The following is a 16,571-nucleotide window of genomic DNA, read 5'->3' on the forward strand; positions in this document are numbered from 1 at the left end:
CCCTAAAATGGTGAGAGTTTATAAGGGAGATTAATTTAGGTTTTTTCTATGGGGGGCTTAAAATGCAAAACGCCCGATGTGCTACACTGGGCGTTTTAAGTGATATTTGAGTCAATATCTTTTGAGGCTTGTCGTACTGTTGATTTTAGTTTTCGCGTAGCACTCTAAAACCAACATAATTAGCACGAAAATTGGGTTTTAGTTCTAAGCGAGTATCAACCAGAGCAAGTTTTGGAGTGAAGTTCCAAGCGCCGCCTCTTGCCACTAAATTATTTCCACCGGTTAGTTCCCAAACGTTACCTACTGTATCATATAGGCCAAATTTGTTGGCTTTAAATGATTGTACTGGCGCGGTACCTATATTTGACCATTGGCTGCCACAATAAGCACAATTGGCTTTTGAGTTGCCCACATCGTTACCCCACCAGTAGTTGTAGCTACTGCCTGCACGTGCCACATATTCCCATTCGCTATTATTAGGTAAACGGTATTTTTGGCCTGTTGCTTTTGATAACCAAGTTAAGTAAGCGTTAGTATCGGCTGAATTGATACAGACAACAGGATGCTCATCGGTCTGTTTGAAACCAGGTTGGCGCCAGTTTAAGTCGGCATTATATGTTTCTTTACCGTCAAGGTACTCCATGCAACCATTACCTGATTCTGCCGCGGTCGTATAGTTACTGGCATTAACAAAACGCTTGAAATCAGCGACAGTGATAGGGTTTTGACCTACTGAGAAAGCCTTGATAATTTGCTTTTTGACTTGTTCAATGCCGCTATCTGCTGATGCTGTTAATTGGCCTGCTGGCACAGCGATTAATTCTGGACCGCGCTCACCTGAGGCCAAAAAGTCTTGTACAGCCTGACCATTTTTCAATGACACGGAGGCTTTAATTAGTTCTGCTCTTACCATCAGGTTGTTTTTTAGTTTAACATTTTGTTCAAAATCCACGTAGTTCGGTTTTTTTACGACGATATGGTGGGGGCCTGGTGATAACATCACTGAAAGTTTGGTCGAACCATAGCTAACGCCATCAATGAATACTTCATCATCATATTGGTTAGAACGGATGGTGAGTTCATATAACGCACCTTTATTATCGCTGTTATCCGCTTTTGCGGTTGCTTGTTCTATTTTCGGTGATCGTTCTGCGCAGTAACGAGTCGAGATATTTAACAGCTTACACGCCTCATTCTTTGGTAAAACGCCTTGCATTTTCACCTGTATGGTTGAGCTATAAGTACCTTGACCACTGAATTCACTGGTTAAAACTTTGTGACCTAATAATTTAACATGCGCCTTAGAGTTCGTCTTATGTTTACTGACTAGTTTAGCTTCTGTTACTGAGTTAAATAGCGTATTTAAATACGTTTTTGAGGCTTTTTGCTTACCCAATAGATTACTACGAGTGATACATTTTGAGAATGAAGTTTGCAGATCACAACTAACGCTTTGGTTAATATCGAGTGAGTGAGCTTGTTGCATCTCATTTTTCAGGCGGTTTATACGTGAAATTTTTATCTCTTCACTGATTGTTTCACGTTGATTTAGTAGTCTAACACGCTCAATATTTTTCTCTGAAACTTGTTTATTGAGTTGCGCTAGGGTAGCAACAGAATCTTTAATGAATTGTTTATTTTTTTGCTGCTGCTGAATTGCATAGCGGTAGTCATTCTGTGACGTGGTGATGTCTTGCATTGGATTATCAATCATCAATGCATACTGCGCATTCATTTGCGTCAAGGCTTTTGCTGTTTGTCCAACAAGTGCTTTTCTTTGCGTTCTTGCTTGTGCTAATTTGGTATTCTCGATAGCTATACTGTCATTGATCACAGCGAGTGATGTGATAAATGTGTCATATTCAGATTGAATACTTTTAAGCTCTGTTTGTAAATTGCCTACAGTGTTATTTTGTTGGCTTGTTTCAGTGGATTGAGCTGTATTCATAATCAAAATACAACTCGCTGCAAGGGCTCTTAAAGCAACACGCATTTTTAATATTTCCTATTGATGTTGTCTGAGATGACAATGAAAAGAACCCTCATCTACGCCCAGAACTGACTAACGTATAAGTTATGTAGTAAATGTTACGTATATTATTTCTTAAGGCGTTAAACCGCAAGTTAAACAATAGTTTGATTTTAATATTATGTTACGTAAATCATATATTACGATTAAAATAGTGGGTTTTAGGTTAATGCTTATACGTTATTAGAGAGATAAATTTAGCCTTTATCTATGGGAAGGGAGTTAATTCACTCATGTTACAATGTATTTAGTTGAAATTGTCACAAGGGAATAGATGATGGAGCCCGTATTAAGTCATCAGGGAAATTAAGTTAATTCTTATCTGCTGGGGTCTTAGAATACAAAACGCCCGATGCACTACACCGGGCGTTTTAAGTTATGTCTGAGTCAATATCTTTTGAGGCTTGTCGTACTGCTAATGTTCGTTTTCACGTAGCGCTCTAAAGCCAACATAATTAGCGCGAAAATTGGGTCTTAGTTCTAAGCGAACATCAACCTGAGCAAGTTTTGGTGTGAAGTTCCAAGCGCCGCCTCTTGCCACTAAACTATCTCCACTGGTTCGTTCCCAAACGTTACCTACGGTATCATATAGGCCAAATTTGTTGGCTTTAAATGATCGTACTGGCGCGGTACTTTTATTTGACCATTGACTGCCACAATAAGCGCAATTGGCTTTTGAGTTTCCTGCATTATTGCCCCACCAGTAGTTGTCGTTACTGCCTGCTCGCGCTACATATTCCCATTCACCGTTATTCGGTAAGCGGTATTTTTGACCTGTTGCTTTTGATAACCAAGCTAAGTATGCATTGGTGTCTGTAGAGCTAATACAGACAACTGGATGCTCGTCAGTCTGCGAAAAACCTGGCTGGCGCCAGTTTAAATTGGCATTATATGTTTCTTTTCCGTTAACATATTCGACACAACCACTACCTGACTCTGCGGTTGTAATATAGTTGCTGGCGTTAACAAAACGTTTAAAATCAGCGACAGTGATCGGATTCTTACCGACTGAGAAGGCTTTGATAGGTTGGTGATTTGTTTTATCTACAGATGTTGTTAATTTGCCAGCTGGCACCGAAATTAATTCTGGCCCACGTTCACCAGAAGCTAATAAGTCTTGTACTGCTTGACCATTTTTTAGTAAAACGGTGGCTTTCACTAACTTAGCTCTTAACATCATGTTGTTTTTTAATTTAACATGTTGTTCAAAATCGATGTAGTTCGATTTTTTTATTATGACATGGTGGGCACCTGGTGGCAGCATTACTGAAAGCTTACTAGAACCATAGCTCACGCCATCAATGAATACTTCATCATCATATTTGTTAGAGCGAATAGTGAGTTGATACAACGCGTCTTTATTATCTTTAAGCTTCTTTTTTATGTCGGGTAGTACTATTTGCGATGCTTGAGCTGCACAATAGCGAATTGAAATGTTTAATAGTTTGCAGGCTTCATTTTTTGGTAATACTCCTTGTACTGTTACCCGTATGGTTGAGTTATAAGTACCTTGCCCGCTGAATTCGCTCGTTAATATTTTATGACTTATCAGTTTTACATGAGCGCTAGAGTTAGCTTTATATTGATTGACTAGTTTGGACTCTGTTACTGAGTTAAAAATTGTATTTAAATACGTCTTTGAAATCTCTTGCTTACTCAATCGGTTACTACGATCAATACATTTCGTGAATGACGTTTCTAGATCACAGTTAACACTTTGGCTAATGTTCTGTGATTGAGTTTCTTGTATCTCATTTTTCAAACGATTAATACGTGCAATGTTTATCTCTTCGCTGATTGTTTCACGTTGATTTAGTAGCCGCATGCGTTCAATATTCTTTTCGGATAATTGTTTGCTGAGTTGCGCTAGGGTTGTAACTGAATCTTTAATTAATAGATTATATTTTTCCTGTTGCTGAATTGCGGCGCGATAGTTTTTTTGTGATGCAGTGATATCTTGTAGTGGGTTATCAATCATTAATTGATATTGGGCATTCATTTGGGCTAAGGCTTTTTCCGTGTTCCGAGAAAGCATTTTTTTTTGCATTCTTATGTTTGTTAATTTGCTTTTCTCTATCGCTATATCGTCATTCACCACAGCGAGTAATTCGTTGAATACGTCATATTCAGACTGAACACTTTTAAGTGCTATCTGTAGATTGACTACTGTATTGTTTTGTTGTTCTTTTTCAGTTGCTTGGGTTGCATTACTAATTAGAATACAACTCACAGCAAGGGCTCTTAAAGCAACACGCATTTTGAATATTTCCTAATAATTTTGTCTGAGATGTCAATGAAGTAACCCCTATTGAAGCTCAGATTTGATCAACGTATAAGTTATGTAGTAAATGTCGTTTATGGCATTTTTCAAGGTTTAAACCACAAGCTAAACAATAGTTGATGTTACTATTATGTTATATAAAACGTATGTTGGCATTAAAATCGTTAATTTTAGGTGAATACCTTGCCTAATGGACTGTCGTTATAAGAGAGGTAAATTTAGCCTTTATCTATAGGGAGAGTAATTAATTCACTCATGTTACACTGTATTTAGTTGAAAATTGTCACAAGGGAATGGATGATGATCCCCGTATTAAGTTATCAGGATGCAGTAAAATCAGAATATCTCGCTTTTTTGGCAGCGTTAGCGCAAAGTAAATTTAGTGGTGATATCGAAAGGTCGTATGCAAGCCGATTGGCAGTTGCGACAGACAACAGTATTTATCAGTTATTGCCACAAGCCGTAATATTACCTCGTAATCATCAAGATTTAGTTACCATGACGACGTTGTCATTACAGGCCGAATTCAAAACGATTACCTTTTCTCCACGCGGTGGAGGTACAGGTACAAATGGTCAGTCACTCACTGACGGTATTATTGTTGATATGTCTCGACATATGAATAATATTATTGATATCAATGTTGAAGAGGGTTGGGTACAAGTTCAAACTGGTGTTGTTAAAGATCAACTGAACGAATTTCTTAAGCCCTATGGTTTCTTTTTCTCTCCTGATTTATCAACCAGTAATCGCGCGACTATTGGTGGCATGATTAATACGGATGCTTCTGGCCAAGGGTCATTAAAATACGGAAAAACCAGTGACCATGTACTGTCTGTTTCGGCTGTATTAATGGATGGCACCGAATTGGTGACGACAAGCTTGTCTGCTGAACAAGTGCAGGACCAAGCTCAGAATAATAATTATTTTGGTAAGGTTTGCCACCAAGTTATTGATACGATTACGCATAAGCAGCAAAAAATTGCAGACACCTTTCCACCATTAAACCGTTTTCTTACTGGCTATGATTTAGTCCACCTTTATGATAAAAGCACGGATGAATTTGATTTAGGGCGGATCTTGTGTGGCTCTGAAGGATCACTTGCATTTATTAGCGAAGCGAAACTTAATTTAACACCCATTCCAAAATATCGCTGTTTGGTCAATGTAAAATATGACAGCTTTGACTCTGCCCTACGTAATGCACCATTTTTAATTAAAGCCAATGCATTGTCGGTAGAAACTGTTGATTCGGTTGTATTAAATTTAGCCAAGCAAGACATCGTTTGGCATTCAGTCAAATCACTGATCACTGATATACCCAATAAAGATATGCAGGGTATTAACTTTGTAGAGTTTGCCGAAGATGATGGTGATATCCAGCAACAAAAAATAGACTATTTAACGGCTGAACTTGACCGTCTGATGGCTGCGGGCGAAGCGGGTGTTATTGGTTATCAAGTCTGTGATCAGTTAAGCGATGTATTGAAAATATACGGCATGCGTAAAAAAGCGGTTGGTTTGCTCGGGGCAACAAAAGGTCAGGCTAAACCGCTCGCGTTTGCTGAAGATACCGCCGTGCCACCTGAAAATCTTGCAGACTATATTGTTGAGTTCAGAGCCTTATTAGATAGCTATAACCTTCATTACGGCATGTTTGGGCATGTTGATGCGGGCGTTCTACATGTACGTCCAGCACTCGATATGCTTGATCCTCAGCAAGAAGTTACCCTACGTGAAATATCAGATAAAGTAGTGGCTCTAACTGCGAAATATAGAGGGCTGATGTGGGGTGAACATGGCAGAGGTTTTCGTTCTGAGTACGGCCCAGAATTCTTCGGTGATGAATTGTTTACTGAATTACGTAAGATTAAAGCCGCGTTCGACCCTGATAATCGTTTAAATCCAGGTAAAATATGTACGCCAATTAATAGCGATGCAAAGCTTGTTTCTGTTGATGCGAAAAAGCGCGGTGCTTTTGATCGTCAAATACCCATTTCAATCCGTGAAAGTTTCACAAAGTCCATTGATTGTAACGGTAATGGTTTATGTTTTAACTATGATACCAAAAGTCCTATGTGTCCTTCCTTTAAGCATACTGGCGATCGTCGTCATTCGCCAAAGGGCCGTGCTGGTTTAATGCGCGAATGGTTACGTCAATTGTCTTGTCATGAGATGAATGAGCAAGAACTAGGTCAGCAATTAGCGGTACAGAAAAATGGTGTTGCGACGTTTACTATGCGCTTAAAAAATAGCTGGAACAAAGCGCGTGGCAGTTATGATTTTTCACATGAAGTCATGGACGCGATGCAAGGTTGCTTGGCATGTAAAGCATGTACAGTTCAATGTCCTGTAAAAGTGGATGTACCTGAATTTAGATCGCGATTTATAGATCAATACCACAGCCGCTATATGCGTCCTGTTAAAGATTTCGCAGTTGGATATTCAGAAAGCTACACCCCAATGATGGCTAAGATGCCGAACTTCTTTAATTTTTGGTTAGGGCAAGATTGGGTGCAAAGCGCAGTAAAACATACAATAGGCATGGTTGATATTCCGTTATTAAGTACACCAACCTTATCGGAGTCATTACGTGGACATTATGCGCAAAGTTTTGACTTGGCATTTTTACAGCGATTAAGCGCGGAAGATAAAGCGCAGCATGTCTTAATTGTACAAGACCCGTTTACCAGTTTTTATGAAGCTGAATTAGTGGCATCACTGGTGAACCTGGTTGAAAAGCTGGGCTTGAAACCAGTAATATTACCGTTCAAACCAAATGGTAAACCGCAACATGTGAAAGGCTTCTTGGCTAAATTTGCTAAAACAGCCCAAACGGCCGCTGACTTTTTAAATTCGCTACACGCCTTAGGTATCCCAATGGTCGGTGTAGAGCCTGCATTGGTGCTTTGTTATCGTGATGAATACAAACAAGCACTGGCTGATAAACGCGGAGACTTCTCTGTTCAGCTTATTCAAGAGTGGTTATTAAACGATAAGGTGCAAACTAATTTGAGTAAGTTAGTTAAGCGTAATGATGCTCAGCCTTATTATCTATTCGCCCATTGTACTGAAAAAACCAATAAGCCAACGGCTGAACAAGAGTGGCAACGTGTATTTAATGGTTTTGGTTTAGCATTAGAGACTGTTGCGACTGGTTGCTGTGGCATGGCTGGAAGTTATGGGCATGATGCTAAGAACGTAGCCGCATCAAAATCCATTTACACCCACAGTTGGAAACATGCCTTGGCACAACGAGATCCTTCGCGTTGCTTAGCGACGGGGTACTCTTGTCGAAGCCAGGTTAAACGGATTGATGAAGTACGGCTGAACCATCCTGTTAAAGCGTTATTAGGTGCTTTAAATTAGTCATGACTAAGTATGAGTGGTATTAGTTGTTAATGATATGCTGCTCATACCTTCTCCACCTTTAGTATTTAGCTAAGTGCCATTTTATAACGCATTGTCGCATTTCTCTTTTTTTTGACACATATCTTGATATTGGCAGCGTATGCTGTTGTTGCAATTCAAGTCTGTCTCGAACAAAAGGAAGATGTTCATGCCTATTACATTACCAATCAAACGACAATTTAAATTATCGCTAAAACTCTCTGGTGTTTTATTGGCGACAAGTATGTTTTCTGGCTGTGCATCTATGGCCGATTTTACCAATAGTGCCGATAGTTTTGTTATGTCAGAAGCGGCGCTCGAAGAAATGAATGCGGTAAATGCTGCGATGAATGCAGTAGAGGTTTTATATCAACGTGGTGATAAACAAGATCTTGCTTATTACTCACCAACTAATTTTAAAACCGCGGTTAAAAAACGTGAAAAATTATTGAAAATGTATGAAAACTATACGCCTAATAACGGTGGTTGGTTTTCTAATTCGGGCAGTGAAGATATTGAAACTGAATCGGCGCTATTTGTTCTGAGTATGAATAAAGCATTTCAGGCTAAACTTATCACTGCACCATTGCTATCGACGATCCGTGACCATGATGAATTTATTCATAATGTTGATATGAATGGCTTTAGTGCACGTCTTAGAAAATTACGAGACTTGACTATTCAGTTTGCGAGCCTCATTGAAAATCGAGGTTCTGGGTTAGGTTTAGAGCATCAAAAAACTAAGTTAGAGCGTGATTATAAGGCGCTCGAAATTGATATAATAAAACGTAAAATATTACGTTTACCAACGTCTGAATTTAATTTACTCGATCAGGAAATAATTCCAGAAAGCTATAATCGAGCACTGAATAGCTTATATAGTTTAGAGCGGTTAATTGAAACCGATCCACGTGATAATACCGCCATTCAACAAAAATTAACGGCGAGTCACAATAAAATAAAGCAAGCAGACAGTATTGCGAAAGAAGTGATTTGGGTTAAGTCGAGAATTGAAACATCGGCTGAACGGGTCGTGATAAATTACCGTGACCACTTAAGCTCGTTAAATAGCTATTTAGGCACGGAAAACTTAACCTCATTGGATTTTCAATCACAGGTGAGTGGTATAAAAGATGCGGTTGCATCGAAACTATCACAGCGAGACAAAGAAAAAGTACGCAATGACCTACATTTACGCAATCAACTTGCAGAGTTAGGTCGTTTGTTAACGGGACAGGATATGAGTAAATACAGTATTTCTCAGCAAGTGGATAACCTTATTTTTGCTGCTCGAACATTAGTTGATGGGAGTGTTGATACACCGTTAGCACAACGTTAATCGTGTCGTTATACCCATGTTATTTCAAGATGGGCACGAGAGTATGTATTATCCGCTCATCTTGAGATTGTATTTATGCTGATGTTACACTTAAAATTGTTGTCAGTGTGTGGCTGGCTCCTGGCGTCACGGTTACCGCATTCTTACCTATAATTGCGGGTTCTAAACAAAACATAGTTTGATAACCGTCATCAGGCATATCCACAAATGCTTTTGCACCCGCTTCCCAAGGGTTCCAAACAACCATTGCATTGTTACCTTCGCTCTTGATCTTGATCTGATGTTGATGCTGTTTATCATTTAGTTTAATGATTGCGCTTGGGTTTTTACAAACGATATCAATATGGCCATCCAATGTGCGAGTCGTTTTAGCATCATTATCTAGCCCATCAACGGAGACTGCATCAGGTTGTGATATTTGGAAATAACTGTGTAATGCACCACCATAATCAAAACTGTCATTACCCGTGTTATGGGTGATGAGGTTTATCGTTAATGTATCGCTGATAATAAACTCAGCAATAAGGTTAAAGCTATGTGGCCATAATCGTTTGCTTTCAGGACTTTCTGTTAGTTGTAAACGGATATGGCAGGCATCATCATTGCTTTGGCTCTCAAGTAATTGCCAATGATTATTTCGAGCAAAACCGTGGGAGGGGAAATCTTGTGTTTGTGCAAGAGGCTGTACTGTCGGGCTGTCCTTTGCTGGACCAAACCAAGGCCAGCAAATAGGCACACCACCTCGAATGGCTTTTACACCATTAAAAATAGCATTATCACTCATCCAAATTACAGGGGCAGAATTGGTCGGTGTGAAGCTAAGTAGATGCGCACCAAACAAACTGATATGTGCAGCCGCTTTTGGATGTGCAACATGAAGATATTTAAGACCGTTACTTGTGACTAACTGAATGTGCTCAGTTAACTTAATTTGATCCGTGATTGTATTGCGATATGACATAAAGTCCCCAACATAGAAAAGGCGACCTATTGGCCGCCTTTACATTATAATTCAATTAACTTTGAATTATTAATCAAGTTTGATTATTTAGCGCTCATAAGTAGAATAGCGTTATCTAACATACGGTTAGAGAAGCCCCATTCATTGTCGTACCAAGACATAACTTTAACAAGTTTACCTTGAACTTTAGTTTGAGTCGCATCAAAGTTAGATGTGTGTGCATCGTGGTTGAAGTCACTAGAAACTAGCGGCTCTAAGTTAACAGCTAGTGCGCGTGCTAGGATTGGATCCGCAGCTACTGCATCTGTGATAAGTTGGTTGATTTCTTCTGGTGTAGTATCACGGCCAGCTTCAAATGTAAGGTCAACTAGAGAAACGTTGATTGTTGGTACACGTACCGCCATACCTTGGAATTTGCCTTGTAGTTCAGGAACTACTAGGCCAACAGCAGCAGCAGCGCCAGTACCAGTTGGGATCATGTTTTGTGCAGCAGCACGAGCACGGTATAGATCTGTGTGATATACATCAGATAGACGTTGATCATTTGTGTAAGCATGAATAGTTGTCATCATACCGCTAACGATACCAACGCTATCATTTAAGATTTTAGCAATTGGCGCTAGGCAGTTAGTTGTACATGAAGCGTTTGAAACAACTGTCATGTCAGCTGTTAATTCGTCTTGGTTAACACCATAAACGATTGTTGCGTCAACATTTTTACCAGGAGCAGAGATTAGTACTTTTTTAGCACCACCATCTAAGTGAGCTTGACAAGCTTCTTTACTTGTGAAGATACCTGTACATTCAAGTACTACATCAACGCCTAATTCACCCCAAGGTAGATCTTTTGGGTTACGCTCTGAGAACGTTAGAACACGATCGCCGTTGATGATTAGTGCTTCAGCATCAAAATCAACAGTACCAGGGAAACGACCATGTGCAGTATCATATTTAGTTAGGTGAGCATTGATTTTTGAATCACCTAGGTCGTTGATTGCAACGATTTCTAGATCTTGCTCTTTACCACCTTCGTAGAATGCACGAAGTACGTTTCTGCCGATTCGACCATAACCATTGATTGCTACTTTAATTGTCATAACTTGTATCCATTAAATTAAATGTAAGTTTGAATTAATAATCTTGCTTGGTTGTAAATTTACAAGATTTTGATAGAAAGACAAGAATAAATACCAAAATGTATGCGTTGAATCACAAAATGTTGCAAATTTACGAAAATTAACTGTTTTATGTCAATTGCGCATGTGTTTTTGTACTATTTATTACAATAGATAAATAACCTAGATCACAAATTGATATTATAGACCGCTATATTGGCATCTGTATTTCCCTGAAATATTTTTTGGTTTCATTTGTAACTGTCGAAATCCTGACTAAGTGTCTTATTTGTATCATTTTTAAATCGACAGATAAAATTAAGGTGCATGTGTTTGAATAATACAAATATTCACTTTAGTGGAGTATAGACAAGCGTAGATAAAAACCAATTAACTGAATTATTGTTATACGGAGTATTCTCGCATCTTAATAGTGATAGCGTATAATGGTGCTAGGTTTACTATTTAAGGTGTCAAATGACAGCACAACACATTCTGCAATTAGGCCAAATGATTGGCCTTAGCTGTACCGAATTAAACGCCGATGGCGAAGAACAAGCGTTACCTGCAACGTTAATTACTCAAGCACTGGCTGATTTTGGTTTTACAGACGAATTAGACGTAAAGCTAGAAGAAGAAATTAAGCAGTTTTGGCTACATGCATTACCACCAGTGATAATAGCGGATGAATCGGCGATGATTCAATTTGATCTGCATCTGCCTATTGAGTTTGTGACCGAGGATTTGATCTGGGAAATAAGAGCAAATCGAGCTGTCATTGAGACCGGTGAATTTACACCAATTGAATGGTCATTAAATGGTATTTATCATTTGCATGATATGGAGATGCAGAGCTACCAAATTAGTCTCGAGCAGCCACTTGCTGTTGGTGTTTATCAATTGGTTATTCTTGACCAAGGCAGTGAAGAACCGTTAGGTGAGACTTGGGTATTTAATCCACCTGCCACGTTAGCATCGGTTAATGTCGCTGTAGCGGAGCCGACAACTGTGACTGCATTACCAATAACGGATACATTACTGAGTCAACTGTACGCACGCGCGCAGTCTAACTTGTCTGCTTTCGTTACTGATAACTCAGACGCTGAACAGTCCCTACAAGCGCAATTACAACGTCATTTTAATGTTGAGAAAGAACAAGACGAATTTGCAACGACACTAAAAATCATGAGCGAAACAGCCGCACTGTATCAAACTTATTTAGCACAATATTTAGCGGCTTATGTTAATGATGGTATGACCGCGCCTCGACAAGAAACACAAACGGTTGAATGGCAAGATGCTAATCGTGATAGCTATGATTTTTACTTATGGTTATTAGTATCTGTAAATGACGAGAAGAACAGCGTCTCGCTATTACGCGATGTTGATTTTGCGAGTGATAGCGCGAACTCAGGTACATTTACGGCTTGGTTATTGGCGGATTATGAACTAGCGCATTGCCAATTAGACAATGCATTGGTCAGTGGTGTTGTAAAAGGTATTAACAGTTATCAACTTCGCCAAGATAACTATGCGGCGTTTCGTGCGCTTATTGATTTCACGACGGTCCAGTCAACAGGATTAGTTATTAATCAGCCATTATCGATTATGCAGCAATGGTTAACGATTGGTGACGCTGGCATATGGCAGAATCATGAGTTTAATGAATTACTGAGTATTATCTTATTAAGCTGCGAACGTCATGCTTGTGCTTGTTATTATCAAGTGGATAATGAGTTACCTGACGAATTAACTGCTTATTTAGAAGGACGTGGAATTCAACCTGTATCGCTATAATAGGTTAACCTTTATTACTGTACGTAACGGGTTTTAATCGCGGTATTAAACTGACTGATGAGAGTATGTATTGATAGCTCTCGTCAGTAAACTCTTGATCTTCTATTTGTTCTGCAATCCTTGTTGCCAATACTTCTAAACGTGTCTTTTTAATTTGCGATATTTTGTTATGTGTGAATAGCGTTAGATTTATATTTTCAACCTCTAAAATAATAGCCACATGTGACCATAAATATGCGAGGTCATAATTTCTTTGATGCATATAAGCGGTGATTAACCCATATATAAGCTTTGTTGTCATCTCGTGATCATCGCCGAGTAGACGGATACCTTTCAATAAATTAACAGTTGCTTTGTCGGTATTGTTGTCATAAATATTAGCAATGGCGAAATACAATACTGGATCATCAAAGCTTTGTTTTTTAGATAAAGCGATAAAGCGTCGTTTTGCCGCTTCATTATTATGAGTGACCCAGTGGTAATTGAGGATATACGGGTTATTACTCTTAAGTGTCTTTTTTTCTAATGCCAGTAATTCATCATAAGTACTTAACATCGCCGAAACACGTTGGGTTTTTAATTCTGGGTGCGTTCTTGGCTCGATTAGTGCCGCAATTTTTATACACTCTTGATAAGTATTGAGGGATGTTAATAATGAATACTGTGTTTGTTCTGTCTCATTCTGCTTTAGGTGAAAACGGGCAGTGATAAGACTATCTCTTTCTCTTTGACACCATTGGTCTGAATTTAGATCTTGGCAGAGCGCATTATCATTTTCGCATATAGTCACTACATCGCTCGGCTCGCCACAGGCTGCCAATAAACTAGCAATAGCAATAACTGGAATTAAACGACCAATAGAGAATAAACGATACATAAAAATAAGATTAAAACGAGTGATTTTGGAACACTACCACAGATTAAGTAATTGTGTCTAACTCCGTTTTTAAATTACTGAAGGGATTAAAGCTATCGATGTTTGTGCTGAATTACTGAGTTATCACCTCGGTCATAAAGTGAGCAAGCGGAAAAAGTAAAGCCGTTACTATTTCATTGTTAAATTTTTGTGTTTTGAATGAAAGTAAGAAAGTAAAAAAAGACCTAATTCACATGATTAATTGGTAAATTAGTGGTTATTTTTGTATGATTACCTTATCTAATTGATTAAAAACCAGCCGTTGGTTAACTGGCTGTTGTTTTAATGTTTCTTACATGTAGTTGTGATTAAAAGGGAAAAAAGATGCCATCTGAAAGTCATTTGTTGAACTGGCAAGAGAGCCAAGAACTCGCAGAATCTATGCTACCGTTGTTAGGAAAGCTGTACCGTAATAAAGGCGTTGAAGTATTAATTTACGGTCGTCCATTACAAAATGCCACAGCAATTGATCTCCAAAAAGCACACCGTGTAGTTAAACGTCATGAAGGACGTATATTACGCTTCACTGAAACTTTCCCATTACTGCAAATGATCAGTGAATTACCAATTAGCAATTCTCAAATTGATATCGGTCGTTTGGCTGTTCGCTATTGGGCTGATAATGAAGATTCTACTGGTATCGACGCATTTTTACGTGCTGAATTAGCACCTGCATTAAATAACGATACTCAGCCTGAACCTCGTGATGTTGTTCTATATGGTTTTGGCCGTATTGGTCGTTTACTTGCGCGTTTACTTGTTGATAAAACAGGTGAGAGCAATCTATTACGTTTACGTGCAATAGTTGTACGTGGTGGTCCTGGCGATATTGAGAAGCGTGCTTCTTTATTACGTCGTGATTCAGTACATGGTCCCTTCAATGGTACGATTGATATTGATGAAGAAAACAATGCAATCATTGCTAACGGTACTTACATCAAGATCCTTTATTCAAATGGTCCTGATCAAATCGATTACGCTGCGCACGGTATTAAGAATGCACTTGTAGTAGATAATACGGGTATCTGGCGTGATACAGATGGTTTAGGTCTGCACTTAAAAGCGCCGGGTACAGAAAAAGTCCTGCTAACTGCTCCTGGTAAAGGTGAGATTAAAAATATCGTTTATGGTGTTAACCATACTGATATCTTACCTGAAGATAACATTGTATCAGCGGCAAGTTGTACAACGAATGCAATCACACCAGTACTGAAAACGATTCAAGATGCATACGGTATTGCTAATGGTCACGTTGAAACGGTGCATTCATATACTAATGATCAAAACTTGATTGATAACTTCCACAAAGGCGACCGTCGTGGCCGTGGCGCTGCAATGAACATGGTATTAACGTCAACGGGAGCTGCATCTGCAGTAGCAAAAGCACTACCTGAGTTAAAAGGTAAGCTGACTGGTAACGCTATTCGTGTACCAACGCCGAATGTATCAATGGCAATCATTAACTTAAACCTTGATAAAGAAGTTGAAAGAGAATCTTTGAACAGCTACTTACAAGAAATGTCTTTAAGTTCGCCATTACACAATCAAATTGATTTCAGTACGTCTAAAGAATTAGTATCAACAGATATGGTTGGTAGCCGTTTCTCTGGTATCGTTGATTCATTAGCTACTATTGCCGAAGGTAACCGCGCAGTATTATACGTTTGGTATGATAATGAGTTTGGTTATAGCTGCCAGGTTTTACGCGTAATGCAAAAAATGGCTGGTATCGATATGCACGAATTTGCATAAGCAAACAGTGTATTAGAGTTATCTATATAAGATAGTTGTATGAAGGAAGCCAATTGGCTTCCTTTTTTGTTTATAGCAAACTCTGTTCGATTATGTGAATCGAGTTATCCCCAACGCTGTTATAGTTTAAATCGGTGCGTATTTATAGTAGGGTTGTTGTATATTTTATTATTTAGCAGGGCACGCCCCTGAGCATTAACAAAGGACGTAAATATGTCAGTTGATAAGTTACTTGAAAGCATGACACCGGAAGTATATGAAAAGCTTAGAACGGCGGTAGAGCTCGGTAAGTGGGAAAACGGTGTAGTATTGACATCGGCACAAAAAGATAGCTCTCTGCAAGCTGTGATGCTGTATCAGTCACGTTTCAATACTGAACCTGAGCATTTTACAATTGGTACTGATGGTGAAATTGCTATGCTTAAGAAAGCTGTATTAAAGCAACAATTCAGAGATAAAAAAGCAGCGCAGGAAGAAGAGATCTTACGCGTTGATGTTGAATAATCGATAAATAGGGTAATTAAGGGGTCAACTGTAGACGATCGAAATTGAGTCGTAGGCAGTCTGAAATTGAAGGGTATTAAGACCTTATTAGATAGATGCAGTTGTGGGAAATACAGTAAATCGTAGACCTAAAAAAACCAGCCTTACGCTGGTTTTTTTAGAGGCTCGTGATTAACGGGCACGGAAGACGATACGACCTTTAGATAAATCGTAAGGTGTTAGTGCAACAGTAACTTTATCACCAGTAAGAATTCGGATGTAGTTTTTACGCATTTTACCTGAGATATGCGCAGTAACAACGTGGCCGTTTTCTAATTCAACACGAAACATTGTGTTAGGAAGTGTATCTAGAACTGTACCTTGTAGTTCAATGCTGTCTTCTTTTGCCATGAGTCCTCTTAAAATTTAATTATAATAGCTATATTTGACCGCAAGATGATGCCAGATTTACGCTGGCCTGTATATATTATAGGTAAGATATTTACGT

11 protein-coding genes are annotated in these 16,571 nt (G+C 38.9%); 5 read left to right on the forward strand and 6 right to left on the reverse strand.

The window, feature by feature from the left end:
- Positions 1-145: 145 nt before the first annotated feature.
- Positions 146-1,993, reverse strand: coding sequence for an SUMF1/EgtB/PvdO family nonheme iron enzyme (locus HWV03_RS05080; protein WP_211678785.1), 1,848 nt, complete (start codon positions 1,991-1,993; stop codon positions 146-148).
- A 451-nt stretch (positions 1,994-2,444) separates the two neighbouring features.
- A complete protein-coding gene (locus HWV03_RS05085; protein ID WP_211678786.1) occupies positions 2,445-4,286 on the reverse strand; it encodes an SUMF1/EgtB/PvdO family nonheme iron enzyme in 1,842 nt (613 codons plus the stop codon).
- A gap of 324 nt (positions 4,287-4,610) precedes the next feature.
- Between HWV03_RS05085 and ydiJ the strand changes: the two genes are divergently transcribed.
- Both ydiJ and HWV03_RS05095 read left to right on the forward strand, forming a co-directional pair.
- Positions 4,611-7,679 (forward strand): D-2-hydroxyglutarate dehydrogenase YdiJ, encoded by a 3,069-nt coding sequence (gene ydiJ, locus HWV03_RS05090; RefSeq protein ID WP_211680013.1) that lies wholly within the window; start codon positions 4,611-4,613, stop codon positions 7,677-7,679.
- A 190-nt stretch (positions 7,680-7,869) separates the two neighbouring features.
- The gene (locus tag HWV03_RS05095; protein WP_255547079.1) at positions 7,870-9,039 is read left to right on the forward strand and encodes a hypothetical protein; all 1,170 of its coding nucleotides are present in this window, start codon (positions 7,870-7,872) and stop codon (positions 9,037-9,039) included.
- A 73-nt stretch (positions 9,040-9,112) separates the two neighbouring features.
- Here HWV03_RS05095 and HWV03_RS05100 read toward each other — a convergent pair whose 3' ends face one another.
- Both HWV03_RS05100 and gap read right to left on the reverse strand, forming a co-directional pair.
- Positions 9,113-10,000 (reverse strand): D-hexose-6-phosphate mutarotase, encoded by an 888-nt coding sequence (locus tag HWV03_RS05100; protein ID WP_211678788.1) that lies wholly within the window; start codon positions 9,998-10,000, stop codon positions 9,113-9,115.
- An 83-nt stretch (positions 10,001-10,083) separates the two neighbouring features.
- Positions 10,084-11,097, reverse strand: a complete 1,014-nt coding sequence (gene gap / locus HWV03_RS05105) for a type I glyceraldehyde-3-phosphate dehydrogenase (protein WP_211678789.1) — start codon at positions 11,095-11,097, stop codon at positions 10,084-10,086.
- 495 nt (positions 11,098-11,592) lie between these two features.
- Between gap and HWV03_RS05110 the strand changes: the two genes are divergently transcribed.
- Entirely contained in the window at positions 11,593-12,912 is a 1,320-nt protein-coding gene (locus HWV03_RS05110) for a hypothetical protein (protein WP_211678790.1), read from the forward strand.
- A gap of 4 nt (positions 12,913-12,916) precedes the next feature.
- On the opposite strand, the gene HWV03_RS05115 is transcribed toward HWV03_RS05110, so the two are convergent.
- The gene (locus HWV03_RS05115; protein WP_211678791.1) at positions 12,917-13,789 is read right to left on the reverse strand and encodes a DUF2989 domain-containing protein; all 873 of its coding nucleotides are present in this window, start codon (positions 13,787-13,789) and stop codon (positions 12,917-12,919) included.
- A 363-nt stretch (positions 13,790-14,152) separates the two neighbouring features.
- On the opposite strand from HWV03_RS05115, the gene HWV03_RS05120 reads away from it, so the two are divergent.
- Positions 14,153-15,580 (forward strand): glyceraldehyde-3-phosphate dehydrogenase, encoded by a 1,428-nt coding sequence (locus HWV03_RS05120; RefSeq protein WP_211678792.1) that lies wholly within the window; start codon positions 14,153-14,155, stop codon positions 15,578-15,580.
- 213 nt (positions 15,581-15,793) lie between these two features.
- The gene (locus tag HWV03_RS05125) at positions 15,794-16,084 is read left to right on the forward strand and encodes a YeaC family protein (protein WP_211678793.1); all 291 of its coding nucleotides are present in this window, start codon (positions 15,794-15,796) and stop codon (positions 16,082-16,084) included.
- 171 nt (positions 16,085-16,255) lie between these two features.
- Here HWV03_RS05125 and infA read toward each other — a convergent pair whose 3' ends face one another.
- The gene (gene infA, locus HWV03_RS05130; RefSeq protein WP_006032603.1) at positions 16,256-16,474 is read right to left on the reverse strand and encodes a translation initiation factor IF-1; all 219 of its coding nucleotides are present in this window, start codon (positions 16,472-16,474) and stop codon (positions 16,256-16,258) included.
- Between the last annotated feature and the right edge of the window lie 97 nt (positions 16,475-16,571).

This window comes from Moritella sp. 36, from assembly GCF_018219415.1.
Classification (GTDB): domain Bacteria; phylum Pseudomonadota; class Gammaproteobacteria; order Enterobacterales; family Moritellaceae; genus Moritella.

What these genes read in the sequence shown, in the direction of transcription:
- HWV03_RS05080 (WP_211678785.1), bottom strand. Translation starts at nt 1,993, where the DNA reads ATGCGTGTTGCTTTAAGAGCCCTTGCAGCGAGTTGTATTTTGATTATG.
- HWV03_RS05120 (WP_211678792.1), top strand. Translation starts at nt 14,153, where the DNA reads ATGCCATCTGAAAGTCATTTGTTGAACTGGCAAGAGAGCCAAGAACTC.
- ydiJ (WP_211680013.1), top strand. Translation starts at nt 4,611, where the DNA reads ATGATCCCCGTATTAAGTTATCAGGATGCAGTAAAATCAGAATATCTC.
- HWV03_RS05085 (WP_211678786.1), bottom strand. Translation starts at nt 4,286, where the DNA reads ATGCGTGTTGCTTTAAGAGCCCTTGCTGTGAGTTGTATTCTAATTAGT.
- HWV03_RS05115 (WP_211678791.1), bottom strand. Translation starts at nt 13,789, where the DNA reads ATGTATCGTTTATTCTCTATTGGTCGTTTAATTCCAGTTATTGCTATT.
- HWV03_RS05100 (WP_211678788.1), bottom strand. Translation starts at nt 10,000, where the DNA reads ATGTCATATCGCAATACAATCACGGATCAAATTAAGTTAACTGAGCAC.
- HWV03_RS05125 (WP_211678793.1), top strand. Translation starts at nt 15,794, where the DNA reads ATGTCAGTTGATAAGTTACTTGAAAGCATGACACCGGAAGTATATGAA.
- HWV03_RS05095 (WP_255547079.1), top strand. Translation starts at nt 7,870, where the DNA reads ATGCCTATTACATTACCAATCAAACGACAATTTAAATTATCGCTAAAA.
- infA (WP_006032603.1), bottom strand. Translation starts at nt 16,474, where the DNA reads ATGGCAAAAGAAGACAGCATTGAACTACAAGGTACAGTTCTAGATACA.
- HWV03_RS05110 (WP_211678790.1), top strand. Translation starts at nt 11,593, where the DNA reads ATGACAGCACAACACATTCTGCAATTAGGCCAAATGATTGGCCTTAGC.
- gap (WP_211678789.1), bottom strand. Translation starts at nt 11,097, where the DNA reads ATGACAATTAAAGTAGCAATCAATGGTTATGGTCGAATCGGCAGAAAC.